The following is an 18,132-nucleotide window of genomic DNA, read 5'->3' on the forward strand; positions in this document are numbered from 1 at the left end:
GGATGCATACGCCCTCTGCCTGTTGGTTAATACGTGGGGAGCTCAGTAGGCCGGTGTCTCAGTTTGATTTCTGTGAAAATTCTAAGGAAACTGCGACTTGCAGTTCTCTCTTTACTTTACGTATTTGTCTATCAAGTAGTCGGTAATCTGCTCTTCGCGAGCCTGAATAAACGCTTGTGCGTTCTCCGGGGTCGGCTCGATATCGGGATACTGATTGACACGTTGGATACGCTCAGCCTCGGCGTTGCCGAGGTCGTCCAACCAGTCGTGGGGCCACTGGTCGCTTTTGATCTCTTCGTTCATCTCGTGTGGCAACAGCTGTAGATTCCCGATTCGATTAAGATCAACAGTCTCTCCAATAGATTCGGATACGGACTCTTTCCTGCTTTTCGGGTAGATGTGGTCAACCGAGTAGTCGCCAATACTGGTGGACGTCGATTGCGTATACGATTCCTCGATGAGGCCGAGTACTGCCGTGACGTCTGTGTCGGTAAATACAGGCTCTCCTGGACTGCTCTCGTAACGAGCGTTGGCTACGACTCGACGGATGTCTTCAGCAGATGGGCTGATGTTCTCTGATTCAAATAGTTCGTCTCCAGGGAAAACGATTGGTTCGTTGGTGTCTGGTTCCCATTCACGAAGGTATCGCATCCAGTTGCGGCACTTGCCGTAGGTCAGAACCTGGTAGTACTTGTTCAGCAAGAGGGCTCTTGCGACGAACTGGAAAACACTCTCGCGGTTCGCGTCGGAGACCTCAGCATCCGGGTTCTGGTAATAGAACACGCCAAGCAGGGCGAAGATCGGCATTGTGTTCATAACCGAGCTCCGAATCCCGCTCTCGATTACTGTCTGGAATGCCTTCTCGAGCGATGTCCGAAACCACTCGAAGCGCCGTCCGGCAACGACGGGCTCATTATACAGCCACCGCTCGCGCATCTCGTCCATTCTTTCTTCGTCGATACTGCCAAGATTGCTCCGGAGGAGGTCTGTTCCGACTAGGTATGCGGTATACCGGAGGAACAGCTTTCGATCGATTTCTTGTTCATACTGAGGGAACTTCTGTTTAAATTCGTCAATCCAATCTTGGATGACCTCCCGAGGATTGATTCGCTCATTCTCCTCTTCCGCGTACGGCCAATAACTCATTAGTTTTGAGAGAAGGAGCTGGTAGGGCTTCGGATCAGAGCCCTCCATATTCAGCCTCGTGAATATCTCGGGAATTTCGGATCTATCCTTGTTCGTACTGTCCGTTTCGAGATCGTCTTGTAGAACGTTGCTCGTAATGTCTCTCGCGACGGCCATCGAAATACTGCGCAGTTGATAGCGGGTTTCGTTGTCCGCCCTCAGTTCGGCGGTATCCACGTATTCATCGACGACTTCGCTCAGTGCTCTTCCTTCAAGTACCGTGGAGTTCCCGGAGCCCCCTTCGTCGTCTCCGTTCCATAACTCCCCGACCGGCATCCACAGGTGTCGCGTCTCGCCGGTCAAAGAATAGCCGGTCTCGTCCGCGCCCCCAAACTTCCCTGTTGATTTGAACTCAAACTCGTAGTCGCCTGCTGTATCGTCGCGATCGTACTCTGGGTGGCCGAATAGGTCAACACACAGCCGCTGGCCTTCCCAGTACTGAAGCTCATCACTGGGCTTCCCCCGTCCGCCATTATATACGGTAATTCCACCCTCGACACCGATATAGAGCGAGTTCAGGCGCTGCTGGCCGTCTATAATCAGAATCTCCGGTTCTTTGTCTTCAACCTCCTGATTGTAGAGGTCGTATTCCGCCAAAACTGGATCCGGCGGCCGATAGTCATCGGCAACGTACATCCGCAGGAAATTATACGAGTTGTAGTCGCTGATATTGGCCGCTCGAACTCTCCATTCCGTTATGGCTCCGATTGGATAGTCTCGAATCAATGAATCGAACAGTTCCTCAATCTGCCTGGGATTCCAGACAAACTCCCGCTGGAGGCCGGGAAGAAAGATATGGTCATTTATTTCAGACAAATAATCCGAGACCTGTCTGGACATAGTCACCAGAACGGAAGAAGAGTATAAATACTCTGTCGTCCCCCATCGAATTCTGGGGGTATACTGCCCCGGATCAACTCGAAGACATGGCTGAACTGCTGAGTTACGGTGTGGGTGAATTTGTCACCGAATTTTCGGGATTGTGCGCCTGGTTCGGAGAAGTTTCCAGATCTGGCTTCTCTAGTACTGCCTCCGTTAACCAACACTCTGTGCATAATGGGGCGTATGTTGGTTAAGTACGTCGGTACCGCGAAGTTCCTGTGCGACCACGTTGAAGATGCCTCCCTCTGAACTTTCAGGTATGTGTGGCCGAAACTCGCTTTTCATCGACCAGGCCGACCTCGAGGCTCGCTTCGACGCCGAGGTCGTCGCGGACGGCGGGTACACACCTCGATACAACATCGCGCCTGGCGACGACCTCCACATCATCACGAACGAGGATCCCGACGAGATTGACGCCTACCACTGGGGGCTGATTCCGTTCTGGGCGGACGAACCCGAGGAGGGCATCATCAACGCTCGCTCCGAGACTGCCGACGAGAAACGCGTCTTCGAGCGGGCGTGGGAATCACGTCCCTGCCTTGTCCCCTCGTCAGGGTTCTACGAATGGAAATCGCCGAACGGCGGATCGAAGCAGCCCTACCGGATTTACCGGGAGGACGACCCCGTATTCGCGATGGCCGGGCTCTGGGACGTCTGGGAGGGCGACGACGAGACGATCTCGTGCGTCACGATTCTCACGACAGAGCCGAACGACCTGATGAACTCAATCCACGACCGGATGCCGGTCGTCCTCCCGAAGGACGCTGAGTCCGACTGGCTCGCCGCAGACCCGGACACCCGCAAGGAACTGTGCCAGCCGTACCCGAAGGACGATCTGGACGCCTACGAGATTTCGACGCGGGTCAACAACCCCGGCAACGACGATCCCCAGGTCATCGAGCCACTGGACCACGAGCAATCGGGCCTCGGCGAGTTCAGTTCCTGATAGCTGACGGGGTCACCGTTACTGCATCGGCGACGCCGCCGCTGAATCGACGAGCGAGTACTCTCGGTCCCGACTCGTTCCTTCCGCCTCGAGGAGGTTGTACTGCTCCATTTTCGAGAGGTACGTGCGGATAGTCCGCTTCGTCCGCGGATCATCGACGTCCTCGGTATAGCGCTCGTGAATCTCGCTCGGCCCGACTGGGCCGTGCTCGCGAACGATGTCGTAGACGACGCGCTGGTGCGGCGTGAGCGAGTCGAGGCTCTTCTGCTTGATCTGGGCCCGAGCATCCTCGGCGGCGTCCAGGAGAATATCGTCGGTGATGCGCTCGTGGTTCTCGCGATCGGCCTTGCCGGCGGCTGTTCGGAGGATGCCGATTGCGAGGCGGGCGTCGCCGGCGGCCGCGTCGGCGATCCGGTAGAGCTGGTCGTCGGTGATGACGTCCTCATCGAGTCCCCACTTCGCCCGCGCACTCAGAATGTCGTACAGCTGCTCGTCGTGGTACTTGTCCATCCGGACGTGTTCGCTGGAGCGCAGGCGGCTCACGAGGCGGTCGTCGACGCGGCTGAACAGCTCCTCTTCCTTGTTCGCGATGCAGATGATCGCGAACTGCGGGAGGCTGTGGAGGTCGTAAATGACGCTGGGGTCCTCCAGTTGGTCGACCTCGTCGAGAATGACGACGGTTCGCGGGCCGTCGTGCTGCTGGAGGCGGTCGACGAGTTCGTCGTGAGGCGTCGACTGTCGGTGGATGTCGATGGTCGCGCCGAGGTCGTCGAGGATCTGGTAGAGCGTGCGGAACCGGGTGTAGTTGCGCCAGCAGTTGACGTAGGTGGTCTCGACATCGAGGACCTCCTCACGTAGGCGTTCGGTGACGAATTGCGAGATGCACGTCTTGCCGGCGCCGCTGGGTCCAGTGACGATGGCCGTGTCGGCGGGTTCTCCGTTCGTGATGGGCTCAAGAACGCTGGAGAGGTGGTTAACTTCGGCGTCGCGATGCTCAACTTCCCGAGGGACGAACCCGGCGCGGAGAACGCGAGCATCGCGGATCATCGTTGCTTGATAGACTGGTTTTCTGGCTAGTACTAAAAACGTGACCGGGTTGCTTCCGGAATTACCCCATTTGACGGCTTGATAGCTACCTCAATCACGGTGACGTCCGACGGTTTTGTTTGTGGAAGATTCGTGCTTCCGGGAACTTCCGGAAAGCCCTCTGCCCCCCGAAAGTGCCTCTACTCAGTAGCTGGAAGTTGGGATAACCAATTCAGTACAGTTTGCTCTGCATCGTCAATGTCTGAGACTGAGTTCGTCCCCCCGAGGAGATTTTTCACACTCTCACTCGTTACAGCTGGTTCTACAACAGTCGCTTGTTTGGCTTCGGCGACCCGACTACTTCGGGTAACAGACGATCCACTCTCTCCACGCTGACCACAGACGAACTCCACATTATCGACTTCTGTTGGGGCAGCTTCGCGGACGAGCGCTTCGAATAGTGGATCTCCAGGTAGGAGCAGCCGAATCGACGGGAACTGCTCAGCAATCTCTGGGTTGAACGTCACAACAACACCGCTACCCCCTCCAAGCTCTGCCTGAGCTGTCTCTCCGAGCGACTCCGGCATTGCTACTGCATCCTCCTCTGGCAGTTCCAGAACGTATGCATCGTCGACGATATCTTCGAAGTCGTCGGCGCGGTCATGGTTCCGGAGGGCAGTAAACGACCATTCTGTCTCTTCGAGGCGGTCGCTTTGCGTAAGCTGTGTCTCGATCGTCTCTAAGCTCACCAACGGTTCATACGACCGATCACCGGTCCCGATCTCATCGAATGCGGGATAGCAATAGGGTTCCCACCCGTCAAGTCCGGAACTCTCGATTATCGCGTCTTTCGTCGATACCTCTTCTGGCTCATCTGCTAGCCCGGTCTCCTCGGCTTTCTCCTGGGCACGTTTTGCCCGTGAGTCCGCTTCTTCGACGACTTGCTCACTTGGCTCTCTGGTGGCATCCGATCCGGAACTACCCATAACGGCGTCTTTGATGTCCTGCTCGATGCTGTTCAGTACCGGACGCATCGGCCCAACCACATTCTCGAACAGCTGTAACCGTCCCTCCAGTTCCTCGTAGATGTCGCCGTCGATGCTGTCCTTGTAGGCGTAGTTGATGATCTTCACGACCTCGTTCTTCTGGCCAATACGGTCGATTCGACCGATGCGTTGTTCAACCCGCATCGGATTCCACGGCAAATCGAAATTGATCAGCGCATCCGCGGTTTGGAGGTTCAGCCCCTCACTCGCGCTGTCTGTACAGATCAGGATATTGGTGTCCCCGTCAGTGAAATCTCGCTTGATCGCCTCTTTACCGACGTTCACCCACTCTCCGGTTGTTTCGTCGTACTGCATCCCGCCACCACCACTGTACGTACCGACGTTTGGATGCGTGTCTGTCAGCGTCTCACGGATATGCTCGAGGGTGTCGTGATACTGCGTGAAGATGATAATGTTATCACGGGCGCTCTGACGGAGTGAGCGAATGTCGCGGCGCAGCTGCGCTACCTTCGGGTCGGTGTGGGCTTGCCTGAGATCGTCCACGAACTCTTGGAGGGCCTTCCGCTCCGCCTGAATCACGTCAGCCGCGCCACGACTACTCGGCTGATAGGCGTCGAGGGATGCTTGGCCGATCGCCTCGTCGATGGTCGCCTCCGTCACTCCGGCGTCCCTACTAAGCTCGGAGACCTCCTCGGTCATGTCCTCAACCTTCTCGTCGAGTTTCTCCATCCGTCGCTGGAGGCTCTGCTTGATGGCGTGTAGACTGCTCGTCAGGCGTTGACGATACGTGGTCATCACGAAGCCCAACGCGAGCTTCTCCTTCCCTGTCAGGACTTTCTGCGACTGCTTATACGTCTCATCAATATACTGCTCTACCTGGTCGTACAGCGGGGCCGCGTCACCCAGCTCGATACGTTTTGTCTCGACATCCCGAGTCGGAACCGTATCGTCGAGCAGCCCGAGATCCTGACACTGCTCCAAGACCGCTCGAGTATTCCGGAAGATGCGGGACTGAACCGGTGTCGCCCACTGAGAAGCTTCCACTAGTGCGCTCCACTCTGTTGGTCCACAGTCGAAAATGAGCGAGCGCGGATCGTCAAAGCGAGGTGAGGTTTCGCGCACGCCGACGAGCTTCTCGAGGGCTTTCCGCTGTTGAATCGACTCCGTGTCCGTCGCCTCGACTAAGGCCTTCGCCTGATCGTCGTAGCCGGGGTTCGACGTGAGATGTTCGTGAATGAGTTTCCCGAACCGTTCGATTCTTGGTCGGCCTTCGTCCTCCTCCAGATCGAGCTCTTTCTGGAACTGTTGGAGAACCTGTTGCTGTCCATCGGTTATATTCTGATAGCGAGAGCCGACGGTGCTGAGGCTGTCCTCGAGTGCCTGCCGTGTTTCGAAGAACTCGACGAATCGGTCCTTGTCGTCCCAACCCTCTGGAAGATCGCACAGTCGAAGGAGATCGTAGAGCTCGCCAACATTCAGCTGCATGGGCGTCGCCGTGAGAGCGTAGAGACACCGGGAGGCCTCCTCGGCTTGTCCGAGCAGGTCGTAGAGTTTCGTCTCCTCGCGAGCACTGTGTGCCTCGTCGACGACTGTGAGGTCCCACACGTTCTCGTCGATGCGTGGGGCGACGTGTCCCTGATTACCTTCGCGGCGGGCGGTATGCCACGACTCGATCACGACGGTTGGCTCATCTCTATCCGTAACGAACGAACCAATTGGCGTGTTCTCCCAGGCATCGGCGTCGACCGCTCCAGATGTGGGGATACGGTGATCCTCTGCGTCTCCGAGAGGACCGATCATGTAATCACCGTCGTAGGACCGTTCGTGATAGTAGGCGTGGATATTGAAGCGGTCGAGGAGTTCGTTCTGCCACTGCTGGACCAACCCTGCAGGAACCAGAAATAGCGCCTGCTCAGCCTCTCCGACCTGCATCAGCCGTGAGAGGGTCAGGCCTGCTTCGATGGTTTTGCCAAGGCCCACCTCGTCACAGAACAGGAGGTTGTTCGGGTAGATACTGACCGCGGTATCGGAGATTGTTCGCTGATGGGGCCAGGGCGTGACAGTACTAATCTCCTCTGCGAGGTGGATTCCTCCCGGTGTCCGTCCGGCGATCGAGACGACGCCGGCGGTATCGTCTTCGGGCACCGTCGTCTGGGGGTCGTGATTCTTAACGCGCTCGACGTGTTCCTCGAGCGTTCCATCGGTGTCCTTCCAGTCGATGAGGTCCTGGCGTGCAGCTTCGTCGAGCTCGAAGACATCGACGGAGGGGTGGAAGCCGTTCCAGAGTGCGTTGAACGTCGAGACGTCTTCCTCGACGTACTTCGCTTCGCCGCGACTCCAGGAGCGATGAACTTTGAAGCGTTCGTAGTTGTACTGCCACGCACTGAGCGTCTCGTTGATACTCCCCTCGAAGCTAATCTTGTTGCCCTCGCGATCGACACCGATGCCGAGCTTCGGGTGGAAGAGCCCGTCGCCGCCTTTGGGGTCGCCGACCTTGATTTGGAGGTCGCCGCGGTCGAGGAGGGTCGCGATGATGGTGAGCTGGGACTCAACCCACGGTTCCAGAGGTTCATCTGCGTCAGGGAACATCGCTCCCTTCTCGCGCTTCTGGAGGTCGGCTCCAGCGATGACACGTACTGTTCCATCAGTCTCGAGGATGGAGTCAACCCCTTCGAGAGCGTGGGCCAGACTACGCAGACTCAGATAGCCGGCGAGCCGGTCGTAGCGGATGACCTCGTTGAGGAATGGCCGGTAGAACGTCTCCATGAGCGTCCGGTTGGTCCGGAATTCGCTCTCGTACACCGGCTCCCACGAGACGTTCCTGAGGGTCATTTATTCGAACTCGTTGAGTGCTGCCTGATTATCTCCGTCGTCCTCGCCTCGAACGTTGAGATTGATGTTGCTGATGTCGATATTGAGATATTCGCCTGTGCGTCCCGAGAGCATGTCTCGAAGGGTTTCCGCGGTATCGTGTTCTGGGGGGAGTACCTCGAGGAGAGCGGTGACGGTGGTACGGAATCGCTCGTCATTCTTCAGGCCGCGATCGGATAGCCACTCCCAGGCAGCTTCTGGACCTTTGGTTTCGTAGACGTGGATGGCAGAGTGTACTGCATCGATTCCATAACTGAACCGTTCACTAGTCGGGTCAACCGGATACTTCCGACTGGAGACATCCTCTCCATTTTCGACACGGACGATGTCCTGCACGCGGTGGCTATGCGTTTTGAGTTGGACATCACCACTACTTTTCCCCCAGATCTTTGTGTCGCGTTTCACGTCATCGATATTGACACCAACACCGATGCCGAGCTGACGAGCTTCGTCGTATGGCATTGTATCGGAGTCGTAGATGAGCCACGAGAGGACGTACCACCGGGTAAGTCCGTCAAGGTCGTCAAAACCTTTAGTTTCCAGATAACGTTCTGAGAGGACTTCAGCAACAGCGTCACGGGCAGCAGTGAGAGCATCGCGTGGCGGAACTTCATCTCCTTTCTTGTCTACAACAGGGTAGTTGTCTGCGAACACACGTAGCGTCGGACCGAACGCTGCAATTATAGTATCTGTCTTGGTGAGGCTCAATCCAGAATCCAACAAGTCTCGCGCAGCTCCTTTTGCGGCTTCGCGGGTCTGCGACTTCACGTCTTCCCACAACGTGGCCTCGACAGCTGAATTATCCTCCTGCGTAGGCTTTCGCCCAGTAAGCAGGATGGTGCTGTCCGCGCTTTGTGTTTCTCGCTTCCCCGCCCTAACCGGCATTTCGCTCGTTATCGGGTGCGTAGCCGTGATGGTGAATCCGGATTCGATCAGCGATGTAGAGAGTGTGTCCCAAGCATCGGTCTCCTTGTGCGTGAACATGATCGTTAAGACGCCACCCGGTTCGAGACTCTTGTAGAGATCAGAGAAAATGTCAGCCATCTTCTCTTCGTAGTCATCTTTTGCAAGTTCCTTCTTGGACTTCTCACCTTCTAGACCTTCGAACCGCGAAGGGTTCGCCACGGCCTCATCGGATTTATTTGTGAGCTCAGATGCGTAGAGTTCTGGGTGGACATCGCTGAGGTAGGCTTTCTGCATCGTGTAGAATACGTCGGACAGCTGTGCGTACATGATGCTGTCATAGTACGGCGGATCCACCACTGCCGCCTGGACTTCGTTTTCTCCAACCTTCGAAGAGAGGTCTGCTGCATCCCCACAGTAGAGGTCCGCTGCATCCTGACCGGTAATCATCGCCGCGAGTTCTTCGTATGAGTCGATGACCTTCCGGGACATATCGTTGTACCCCATAGTGTCCGCTGCGAGGTTGTTGTCGCAGAAGATTCGACAGAACGAGAAGTTGCTCCCAACGAAGATCGGATTTGGATATCCTTTTCCAGTATGCCACGAGGATAGTCGGGAGTTGTAATCCACCATTTTGCTCGCGGCCACTGTGAGGATGGTGAGGATGGCTTCCGCGGTCAGATCGTCGTGTTCCGCGCGGATTTCATCAGCAGTCTCGTGGAATGCTTGGCAGTACTCGTAATGGGAGACCAGCTGTCGGGGACTATAGAGATCTCGCCATTCTTCCATTCCATAAGTAGCTGGGTCAGTGATTCGACTGCTCACTTCGACTTTCTCCGGAAGGAAAGTGAGGAGATCGAAGTCGGATTCTATACGCTCTTCGGCACGCTTGAGCGCTTGCTGGTCCATTTCCTCACCAGCACGGTAGCCGGATCCTCCACGTGGATCGTCGTACTTCACTCCGTAGATTTGGTACTCAAACTCATCGTTCTTTAACAAATCGCGCACCTCCTCGTACTCTGTAACTACTCCACAGTGAGGACATTCCACGTCTGACCTTGAAACCGGTCCATCAGATGGGTCAAAACTAGAATCGGAGTTCTTTGCAAGTTCTACACACTCATATGACACATCTCCGTTTTCGTAATCCGGCTTGATCGCGACGCCTTCGCCGGCGCTACGCTTGTGGAGCCACCACTTCGGTACCAACGGGACCGTCCCAGCACAGGACTCACACTGAATGTGGTACGTACAGGCTGACGCCAGCACTTCACGACCCTCCCGCTTCGTAGGGTACAGATCGTCGAGCTCCTCGCTCGCCTTCTTTTGGATTTGGTCGCGCCATTGGTAGAGTTCATCTTCGAGCGACCCGACCTCAGGCGCGTACTCCAACATCACCTTCAGAATCATCGACGGGACGGGATTCAGCTCGTTCGCGATGGTGGGCAAGCCGTAGCGGATGGACTCGAAGGGAATCACTCCGCCACCAGCAGTCGCATCTAGAACAGTCGGTAATTCACCATCCCAGGTCTCTCGCAACGAGGTATGTAGATCTGCCAGCTCGTCTTCGGTCGGAGACTGCGTAAACGGTCTCGGATAGCCGTACCACTCGCCGAGTGTCCCGTCACGTTGTCCTTCAGTCGTCTTGCGCTCTTGAACGTACTCGCTGATGTTCTCTTCCAGACCGTCTGGCCCGATCTGCATCAGCGACAGCAGTTCATCCGCACTCGTTCCCTCCTCCATTACCGATCCAAGAATCGCCAGACGAGCCGCAGGGGTGGGGCGGCGAGCGAACCACGGGTGAATGTACCGGTGTGGCGGCATGTGCTTCGGGTTCGCTTCCTTGAGATTCTCAATCCCCACGGCTTTCAGGGGGAGTTCGCCCTCGATTGCCAACGAGGTGTACTCATTGTCAGATTCGGATTCGGTCTCGGATGTCGTGTGAGAGTCGCTCATAGTATCGGAAATATCGTTAGATGTGGTCGGCGAGCAGGACGCGAAGTGCTTTCGTACCGCTTGGTGAGGACGGTGAACGAGCCTTGGCGTGCCAGTAGTAGCATTCACCCAGGCTCATCTGGTCGATTCCCTTTGCGACTTCACGGAGACGGTCTCGGCGTCGCATCGGCTTCATCGCACGGAACGCGATCGAGAGCCGAACACCGGCCGCTTCGGGGAGACTCACGCTTGCTGGGTCTCCTGTACAGACGGTCTCGGGATCAAGACTCAGCTCACGGAAGGTGGATTCGATGAGGAAACTCACCTCGTTGAACGCCCCGCCGCGTAACGTCGCGATACGAATCGCACACCAGTCATCCCAATCGTACGCCGCGTCATCTGCCCCGGGAAGTTCGGACGGTGAACGGTCGCCGATAATGGCCTCCTCCAGTTCACGTACTGAGACGCTTACTGCTTTTTGCACTCTCTCGAACCGTTCTCGTCGAGCCGTCGCGATATCACGGGGCGCCAGCTCGTAGAGCGTGATTTCGTGCTGGTCGTCGACCCGATCACGCGTCAACACGAACGTCGGTCGATTCCCGTACGCGCCGGTGGTGAAGGCGAACGAATTCCCCTCGGCGATGCCCTGGCTCATACTTGAGTCACCTCGCTGGATTCGATCACACGGATCTGCGTGTGCATCGTGACGGTGAATGCGTTGTCGACCGCGAGGAGCTCGTCCAGGAGGTCGAAGGTGTCGCCATAGAGACGGTCATCGCCCTCGTCGAACTCAATCGCGAACTCGGCTTCAGCGGTACGACCGCCATCCGGATTCGCGAGATCTTCCGGCTCCATGTTGAATCTGAGGTGGCTCGCGAAGACCTCCGGGCGTCCATTGAAATCGACTTCGAACTCCGATTTCGAGTCGGCTCCGTCGTTGGCCTCATAATCGAAGTCCATCGTCGTGTCCTCTGCGAAGTCCTCATCGTTGCTGAGTTTGTTTGCAGTGAACCACGCGCCCTTCCACGCATCGGCCCCGTCCAGATGAATCCAGACGCCTTCGACGATGGGCGTCAGTTCGTCAGGGTGTCCGTCGTACTCCTCGCGAGCGCTGGTAAGCTCATCCGCGATGTCAGCCCGCATTTCCTGTAGGGCCCTAGAGACGTGTGCGGGCTCAGAGGTGCGAACTTCGATGAGTTTACTGAACGGCTCAGGTTCGTCATCGCCACCTGAACTGCCGCCGCTACTGCCGCCAGTCTCCTCATCATCGTCGTCAGGAGTCTCGTCCTCTTGCTCTTCGTCTTCGTCGGGTTCCTCCCAGTCGATCTCACTCCCGACGTCGTCGACCAGCTCATCGAGCGAGGTGTAGAGTGTGTGCGACTGCGAGAGCTTCACGTCCTGATAGCTGAGCCCCGTGTGCAGATTCTTCGCGTCGTCGAGTTCGTGATCGGTTGCCGTGAGCGCCGTCTCGGGCGTGTAGTACCCGGTCTTCTGCTCCTCGTCCCAGTAGGCGTACCCGTCTTCACGGACGAGCTGGGCGATCGTCTTTCGCAGTGGGATGGGTGACAGGAGAATCTCCGCATCCTGGCGCTTCCCGAACTGTTCTTCGATTGCTCTCGTCGTCATCGAGGTCGAGCCGACGTTCCAGATCGTCGCCTCGAACCAGTCAACACCGTAGGCGTCCTCTCCTTCGGGGATGATCGCGCCTGCTTCATCGAGCTTCTCGATGACACTCTGATGGATGGTGCTGTCGGTGGTGACGTTCCGATGAGCCAGGCCATCTCCAGTCGGGAAGTAGAGATGCGTATACGCCTTTTTGATGTCCTGATCGAGCGTGCCCTTCGCGCTATCGAGGCGTTCACCGAGCTTGTCCTGCTGTTCGGTGTTGAGCTCGTACTGGTCGCCGAGATTATTCTGGATGTGTTTGATGGCAGCGACGCGCTCTGCGGTCCGCTTCGCGTCGGATACGTCGTTCGCGCTCGCCGCGAGGAAGACGACGTTATTCTTGAACACCCGTGGCGTCTTCTGTCCGCCACTCGACGATGCTGTATTCTTGAACAGCGTTTGGATTGCCTCGGGGACGGTCTCGTAGTCCGTGATGGTGACCGTATCGAAGTCCATCACGCACAGATGCGCTTCGTCGGCCGTATCCGGGATCTCGTGTGGCTCTTCCGGTCCGACAATCACATTCAGACTGCCCTGACCGAGTGCCTCGTCAAGGGCTTCCTCGAGATGCCGTCGGGCGAGCCCGTCTTGTAGTTGCTCGACGACGGAATCGATGAGTTTCGTGAGGTTCGGCTCTGACTTGAACTGGATCTTCTCACCGTTGTCTCCGTGCAGGTAGAAACACGCAGACCGACGTCCCTCTCCAAGGAGGTTATTGAGCGCGTCGTCGTAGTGCGCAAGCTCGACTTCGGTGTTGGCAATCGCGTGTCGAAGAGGCCGGCGTGTAGTGCCGCGCCCGTCGGCGCCCTTCACGATGCTCTTCCAGAGGATTGCCGTCGTCAGATGTGTTCCGAGTGGGGGGTGTCCGTTCTTGACCCAATTCCGGTCCTCTTCCTCTGCGTTCGCCGTGCCATCTTCCGAGAAGATGTCGGCTTTGATCGCGGCCTCGAAGTCCATGTCGACCGACGAGAACAGCCGGAGAAGCGTCGAACGAACGTCCCCATCGGAGGGATGCATATCGAACAGACGAACGAAGTGGCGTTCTTGGTAGTCGCTCTGGTGCTGCCAGAGGCGGTAGACTGCGCGGGAGAGGAGCTTGAGCGCACCACGAGTGCGCTGGAACGACGGGAGGGAGTCCAGTTCCTCTGTGAGTGTATCGATGACCGTCGGATGAATCGGGTAGCTGTCTTCCAGGCGGTCTCGGTGTTCCGGGTTCGTTGTACTGTCGGGGAAGGAGTCACGATCACCCGTGTAGAGGGACATGTAGGCATCAACAGTTGCATCGCGCCCATCTTCCGCGACGCTCTCGAACAAGCGGTGTCGCAGGACAGCGGCAATTTCGTTGTCCTCCGTCGGCGTAATGGAGCCCTCGACACGGTCGCTGATACTGTTGAACTCAGAGATGGTCTCGGAGACGAGACCACGGACGTCTTCGGCTTGGTCGGCGAAGGCGGTGTCCGCGATACTGAGGACAACAGTGACCTTGTCGTTGTTCTGCGTCGCGGACAGCAGCGACATCAGGAAGGTATTCGTCTGCTTCGCGAGCGTCGAATCCCCGATTTCGACAGCGGCAGCTTGCTCGAGATATGCGGCGATCTCGTCGATGAGGATGAGCGATGGATTGTCGTTCCGCTCGAAGAGCCGCTCGAGTTTGGTCGTTCCTGGAGGCGTTCGGTTCTCGTCGTTTTCACGCAGGAACTCGTAGCCTTCCCGCCCGAACAGCTGGTAGGCCATTTCGCCCCACATCGTCTTCGTCGCGGGGGCGTCAGGGTCGTCGTAGTTCGAGCGAGCGTCCTCGGCGTCGACGTGTGTGCCCACGAAGACGGCTGAGTTGACGTCGAGACCGAGTGCAGCGGCGTCAGTATACTCATCGGCGATGTCTTGGTCGAGGATGAAGTCAGACAGATCGGGGACAGCACTCGGCGACTCTGCGAGGTGATACGCGGCGATCTGGTTGTGGGTTTTCCCGCCACCGAAGCTCGTATCGAGTCGGAGAATGCCGTTCGTGCCGGTGTAGTCGTCGTTATGTGCGCCGACGAAACGGGTTGCGAGACGCGTGAGAAGCTCCTGCAGACCGCTAGTGGGGTAGGTTTTCTCGAAGAAGAGTCGGGGGTCCGCGTAGACATCAGGAGCGTCGTCGCTGTGGGCGACGTCCGCGAGGCTAGCCGCGAATTGGTCCTCAGCGAGCTCACCGGTGAGAACGTCCTGGCGAGGTTCGCAGGAGTCGAAAATACTCGGCGGGCGATTCGTCGTGCCGGTGGTTGTGGGCGTATCGCTCATTCGTTTGTTGAGGTGGTTTCGTTGGTGCGTTCTTTGAGGAGCGTCTTGATTACTGAATCGAGGGACGTGTGGTCTTCCTCGTCCTTGATCTCCTCTAGCTGTTCTTTCGTCCAGTCCTGTACCCGTATCATCGGCATAATTGTATCACGAAATGTCCGGTCCCCTGAGTTTCCCGCACAGTAGGTTATCACGATGTATACAGACAGTTGACTTAGTCATTTGGTATTTTAAAGGTGAGTAGAGTGCGACAAGCCTGAGGTTCGACTATGATACTGTCCCTCTGGCCAATCTCACATTCAACCCCGAGCTATTAGCCATCTCTTTGTAGCTCCAATTAGACTCGGACAATATGCCGAAGCCGGATATCGAAGTCCTCGACGACGGCGACGCCTATCCGTATTCATCGCATATCAGCGTAGACGGTACAGAACTCCAGCTGGGCGATCTTCTCCTTGTGTTTGATTCTCCTGACGATAATGGTGTCAGCTTCTTTGAGCGCATCTATGGGTTCACTTGGCCGGGAATTATCACTCACGTCGTCGATGGGCCGGTTCCTGCTGAGTTCCACAATTTCGAGGACTTTGCTGCGGATCTCGACAGCGGGAAGATCGCGGTCGCAAGCGAACGCGAGCAAACGAGCTTTTTCGTCGACGAAGATACCGTCCGCACTATCACCCTCTACCGATACCAGTATCAGGGCGGGTGGCAGCCGATCCTGATTAATGAGCGACGAGATCCACTTGAGGACACTCCTCTCGCCCAATCTGTAGCTCTTTGCGATGACGGAGAGCAGGTGATCGAAGAACTACTCCTGTCAAACTCTCCAGAGGGAGAGCAGGAGTATGAGCACATCCAGGAGTTCCTTACGTCTGCTGGCTATCAGTCTGAATTGATTCCATCCGTTGATGAAGCCCTCGGGGGGTGATACTGTCCTTCCAGAGTAGAACTACTGCACTAATGCTTTAGCCCAGATAGAAGACCTCAGCCATCAATATATGGATAGGGATTCTCAGGCTGCCCGCGATCAAGAAGTTCGTCCAACGTCTCGACGAAGGAGCCAGCTCCTTGGTCGGCATACTGGTCCCGCATCGATTCGGCTACCTCACGCCACGAAATGCTATGAATCTGGTACCATTCCGCCGGCTGAAGTAGGTCGGCAAACATGTGGCCAAAATCTTCGTAGTGATGATCGCAGAGCGGGGCGAGGTTTTTCAGCTCCCGAGAGCCGCCGTACCTCGGCGGTACCATCCGTTTCACATACTCCGCGTCGTTACTGCACGCGATGCACTGCCCATCGTGTTCTTCGAGTGCTTCTTCCCGCTGATGTTGTGTGACGTTCTTGATGTCGTCTTTCGGTGTCGGTTCGTACCCTCGTGCGCGGATGTGCTGATCGCGACCGATAGAGGGATATTCGTCACAGGCGGGGCACTTCTTTCGACCACCATCACGCCATGATTTGCAGTTCGGCCAGGATGACTTCGACTCATCCCCTTTGTCGAGTACCTCGGCAGTCAACGTTTCACCGCACTCGCAGGTATAAGGTTCCGGCTGAATCCGCGCTAGTCCGTGTGACTCGGCGTTTAGCAAGACGAACACCAGATGATTTGTCCGATTATGGTGTCGGTTTCCAGGCTCCGTCAACGAAGCGATATACATACTCGCGGTGTTTCGAAGGCAGTTATAAAATCCGTATGGAAACTCATAGCAGACTCCTCAAGGGCCCGCCAATAATTTGAATCAGTTCCGGTAAAACGAACTTCGGGCAACGACCATCCTCACCAAATGGTCGGGATAGAAACGCTTGCTACCGTAGGCTTGGGCCTGGATGCTGCTGGTGCCCTGATGGTTGTCCTTCCTGAGTTCGAACAATTTCGGGCATACAAAACACCTGAGGATGAAATCCAACAAATCGAACAGGGCCGGGTAACTCTCCTGAGCGAAGGGAAACTGACCTCGGATAATTCTGGATTTGAGGCCGTGTGTGAGGCACTCGACGGGCGAGTCGAGGTACATGGCCCGATAAAGGAGATCGTCGTCGTAAGCCTGGAGGACGAGCCTGACGCTGTCGAAGTTCGATATCACACCGATGGGGATTCGATTCACGCTCGGGACGGACGAATTTCTCGAACACTCGTCGATCGATATATCGAACGCCACGTTCACCAGCTTGAACAGCGGGCCCGCGAGTGGTATCTTCGGGCTGGCAGTTCTCTCCTCTTATTCGGCTTCTTGCTCCAGATTGCTGCGTCTCTCTTGTGACATCTGCTCTCGATAGGCGGCGGAAGGGTGTGCGGTGGCCGGGTTACCGTTCTAGTGCTTCTCTGAGGTCACTTCCAGGAGAGCCAAAGATGTCGTCGAACTCATTGGGTTGGTCCTCTACAAATGTTCGGAGTTCCTCTCGCGATGTGATCCCGTATTCGAGCGCTAGATAATCCTTGGTCGCCGCCCCAATTCGGGGGAGTTCGGCGAGATCGTCCTCGTATTCCAGCTGATGCGCTTTCAACCACGCGTGAGACTGTTCAAGGGCTTCCTCGGGGGTTAACGAATCATCAGGTCCCGCTTCGATTGAACGGCCTTTTCGATACCAGGCGTTCCGCTCTGCTTCTGGCGCGTTGCACGCGATTGTAGTACTCCCATCCGGCGCCGGACTGATGGTAAGGTTGAATCGCCCGGCCGAAACCCATCGAATCCGGTTTGAGGACGCCTCCACGAGGTCCCATCCAGTGAACGAGTCCTTTGGATTCAGTTGCTGTAGCGGGCCTGTATCACCGAATGCACTCCCCGACGAGAAGCCATCGAGATGGTTCGTCGCGATACTGGAGACGACATCGCGATCCACACCGGTATCTTTGGAGATATCGATCGGATCCGCTGTCCCCAGGAGGTCGTCGACCGTTGTGTATCCTGCGTCAGCAAACGCCACGAGCCGGTCACGATTCATTAGATCCTCGTGATGCAGCTGGTCATCAATCCCTGCTTCCTTGAGGTGGTGAAGATACTCCTGGGCGACCGAGTCCTCGAAGCGGACGTTCCCAGCTTCTATTCTGTTCGCTTTGAGCGCTTCAATGAGTGCTGAAAGGGAGTACGAGGATTTGAACAGCGGATTCCACTCTTCCTCGTCATCGTCAAATACCTCTATGTCGGTTTCTGGTTTGAAGTAGATGGGTCGATTGGCGTTGGCAAATTCGAGAAGTGAGACTGACACCATTCTCACTGTTGGCTGACTGACTCTCGGATTAAATAGATGTACCTCTCAAACGAGGGGCACAACAGGGGTATTATTCTAAAGCTGGGCTGCTAAACTGCGACAACTAGTATGCCGTTCTTGGCCCTCCACGACGGTACCGAGGTCATCCCGAATCAGGTACAGAAAGGGGATCTCCTCGAGTGCCCGAAGTGCGGCGATCAATTGAAAATTCGCGACTCCCATCG

Annotated in this window: 12 protein-coding genes; 3 read left to right on the forward strand and 9 right to left on the reverse strand. The window is 56.5% G+C overall.

All coding sequences use genetic code 11. From position 1 onward, the window contains the following. Positions 1 to 111: 111 nt before the first annotated feature. Entirely contained in the window at positions 112 to 2,025 is a 1,914-nt protein-coding gene (locus tag ACQUQ1_RS16575; RefSeq protein ID WP_435065409.1) for a DUF262 domain-containing protein, read from the reverse strand. Positions 2,026 to 2,326: 301 nt separating this feature from the next. On the opposite strand from ACQUQ1_RS16575, the gene ACQUQ1_RS16580 reads away from it, so the two are divergent. Then, entirely contained in the window at positions 2,327 to 3,013 is a 687-nt protein-coding gene (locus ACQUQ1_RS16580) for an SOS response-associated peptidase (RefSeq protein ID WP_121513809.1), read from the forward strand. An 18-nt stretch (positions 3,014 to 3,031) separates the two neighbouring features. On the opposite strand, the gene ACQUQ1_RS16585 is transcribed toward ACQUQ1_RS16580, so the two are convergent. From ACQUQ1_RS16585 to ACQUQ1_RS16610, 6 genes are all read right to left on the reverse strand, one after another. After that, entirely contained in the window at positions 3,032 to 4,060 is a 1,029-nt protein-coding gene (locus ACQUQ1_RS16585) for a Cdc6/Cdc18 family protein (protein ID WP_092635360.1), read from the reverse strand. Positions 4,061 to 4,239: 179 nt separating this feature from the next. Beyond that, a complete protein-coding gene (locus ACQUQ1_RS16590) occupies positions 4,240 to 7,878 on the reverse strand; it encodes a DEAD/DEAH box helicase (RefSeq protein ID WP_435065410.1) in 3,639 nt (1,212 codons plus the stop codon). Further along, positions 7,879 to 10,776 carry a DUF1156 domain-containing protein gene (locus tag ACQUQ1_RS16595; RefSeq protein ID WP_435065411.1) on the reverse strand — a complete coding sequence of 966 codons (2,898 nt, stop codon included), beginning with the start codon at positions 10,774 to 10,776 and terminating at the stop codon, positions 7,879 to 7,881. A gap of 16 nt (positions 10,777 to 10,792) precedes the next feature. Beyond that, positions 10,793 to 11,410, reverse strand: coding sequence for a DUF7680 family protein (locus tag ACQUQ1_RS16600; RefSeq protein WP_435065412.1), 618 nt, complete (start codon positions 11,408 to 11,410; stop codon positions 10,793 to 10,795). Beyond that, positions 11,407 to 14,700, reverse strand: a complete 3,294-nt coding sequence (locus ACQUQ1_RS16605) for an ATP-binding protein (RefSeq protein ID WP_435065413.1) — start codon at positions 14,698 to 14,700, stop codon at positions 11,407 to 11,409. The genes ACQUQ1_RS16600 and ACQUQ1_RS16605 overlap by 4 nt, the downstream gene beginning before the upstream one ends. Then, positions 14,697 to 14,831 (reverse strand): hypothetical protein, encoded by a 135-nt coding sequence (locus tag ACQUQ1_RS16610; protein ID WP_268895834.1) that lies wholly within the window; start codon positions 14,829 to 14,831, stop codon positions 14,697 to 14,699. The genes ACQUQ1_RS16605 and ACQUQ1_RS16610 overlap by 4 nt, the downstream gene beginning before the upstream one ends. Before the next feature lie 218 nt (positions 14,832 to 15,049). On the opposite strand from ACQUQ1_RS16610, the gene ACQUQ1_RS16615 reads away from it, so the two are divergent. Then, entirely contained in the window at positions 15,050 to 15,625 is a 576-nt protein-coding gene (locus tag ACQUQ1_RS16615; protein WP_435065414.1) for a hypothetical protein, read from the forward strand. A 56-nt stretch (positions 15,626 to 15,681) separates the two neighbouring features. Here the strand turns inward: ACQUQ1_RS16615 and ACQUQ1_RS16620 are convergent, their stop codons facing one another. After that, positions 15,682 to 16,356 (reverse strand): hypothetical protein, encoded by a 675-nt coding sequence (locus ACQUQ1_RS16620; RefSeq protein WP_435065415.1) that lies wholly within the window; start codon positions 16,354 to 16,356, stop codon positions 15,682 to 15,684. A 126-nt stretch (positions 16,357 to 16,482) separates the two neighbouring features. Here ACQUQ1_RS16620 and ACQUQ1_RS16625 point away from each other — a divergent pair, with 126 nt between their 5' ends. Then, the gene (locus ACQUQ1_RS16625; protein WP_435065416.1) at positions 16,483 to 16,959 is read left to right on the forward strand and encodes a hypothetical protein; all 477 of its coding nucleotides are present in this window, start codon (positions 16,483 to 16,485) and stop codon (positions 16,957 to 16,959) included. Between the two features lie 43 nt (positions 16,960 to 17,002). Here ACQUQ1_RS16625 and ACQUQ1_RS16630 read toward each other — a convergent pair whose 3' ends face one another. Beyond that, on the reverse strand, positions 17,003 to 17,908 hold the full coding sequence (locus ACQUQ1_RS16630; protein WP_435065417.1) for a hypothetical protein: 906 nt from the start codon (positions 17,906 to 17,908) through the stop codon (positions 17,003 to 17,005). Positions 17,909 to 18,132 lie beyond the last annotated feature (224 nt).

The organism is Halobaculum sp. EA56, from assembly GCF_051195075.1.
In the GTDB taxonomy this organism is placed as follows: domain Archaea; phylum Halobacteriota; class Halobacteria; order Halobacteriales; family Haloferacaceae; genus Halobaculum.

Excerpts from the sequence above, each read along its gene's own strand:
- ACQUQ1_RS16575 (WP_435065409.1), bottom strand. The coding sequence starts at position 2,025 with ATGTCCAGACAGGTCTCGGATTATTTGTCTGAAATAAATGACCATATC.
- ACQUQ1_RS16580 (WP_121513809.1), top strand. The coding sequence starts at position 2,327 with ATGTGTGGCCGAAACTCGCTTTTCATCGACCAGGCCGACCTCGAGGCT.
- ACQUQ1_RS16585 (WP_092635360.1), bottom strand. The coding sequence starts at position 4,060 with ATGATCCGCGATGCTCGCGTTCTCCGCGCCGGGTTCGTCCCTCGGGAA.
- ACQUQ1_RS16590 (WP_435065410.1), bottom strand. The coding sequence starts at position 7,878 with ATGACCCTCAGGAACGTCTCGTGGGAGCCGGTGTACGAGAGCGAATTC.
- ACQUQ1_RS16595 (WP_435065411.1), bottom strand. The coding sequence starts at position 10,776 with ATGAGCGACTCTCACACGACATCCGAGACCGAATCCGAATCTGACAAT.
- ACQUQ1_RS16600 (WP_435065412.1), bottom strand. The coding sequence starts at position 11,410 with ATGAGCCAGGGCATCGCCGAGGGGAATTCGTTCGCCTTCACCACCGGC.
- ACQUQ1_RS16605 (WP_435065413.1), bottom strand. The coding sequence starts at position 14,700 with ATGAGCGATACGCCCACAACCACCGGCACGACGAATCGCCCGCCGAGT.
- ACQUQ1_RS16610 (WP_268895834.1), bottom strand. The coding sequence starts at position 14,831 with ATGATACGGGTACAGGACTGGACGAAAGAACAGCTAGAGGAGATCAAG.
- ACQUQ1_RS16615 (WP_435065414.1), top strand. The coding sequence starts at position 15,050 with ATGCCGAAGCCGGATATCGAAGTCCTCGACGACGGCGACGCCTATCCG.
- ACQUQ1_RS16620 (WP_435065415.1), bottom strand. The coding sequence starts at position 16,356 with ATGTATATCGCTTCGTTGACGGAGCCTGGAAACCGACACCATAATCGG.
- ACQUQ1_RS16625 (WP_435065416.1), top strand. The coding sequence starts at position 16,483 with ATGGTCGGGATAGAAACGCTTGCTACCGTAGGCTTGGGCCTGGATGCT.
- ACQUQ1_RS16630 (WP_435065417.1), bottom strand. The coding sequence starts at position 17,908 with ATGGTGTCAGTCTCACTTCTCGAATTTGCCAACGCCAATCGACCCATC.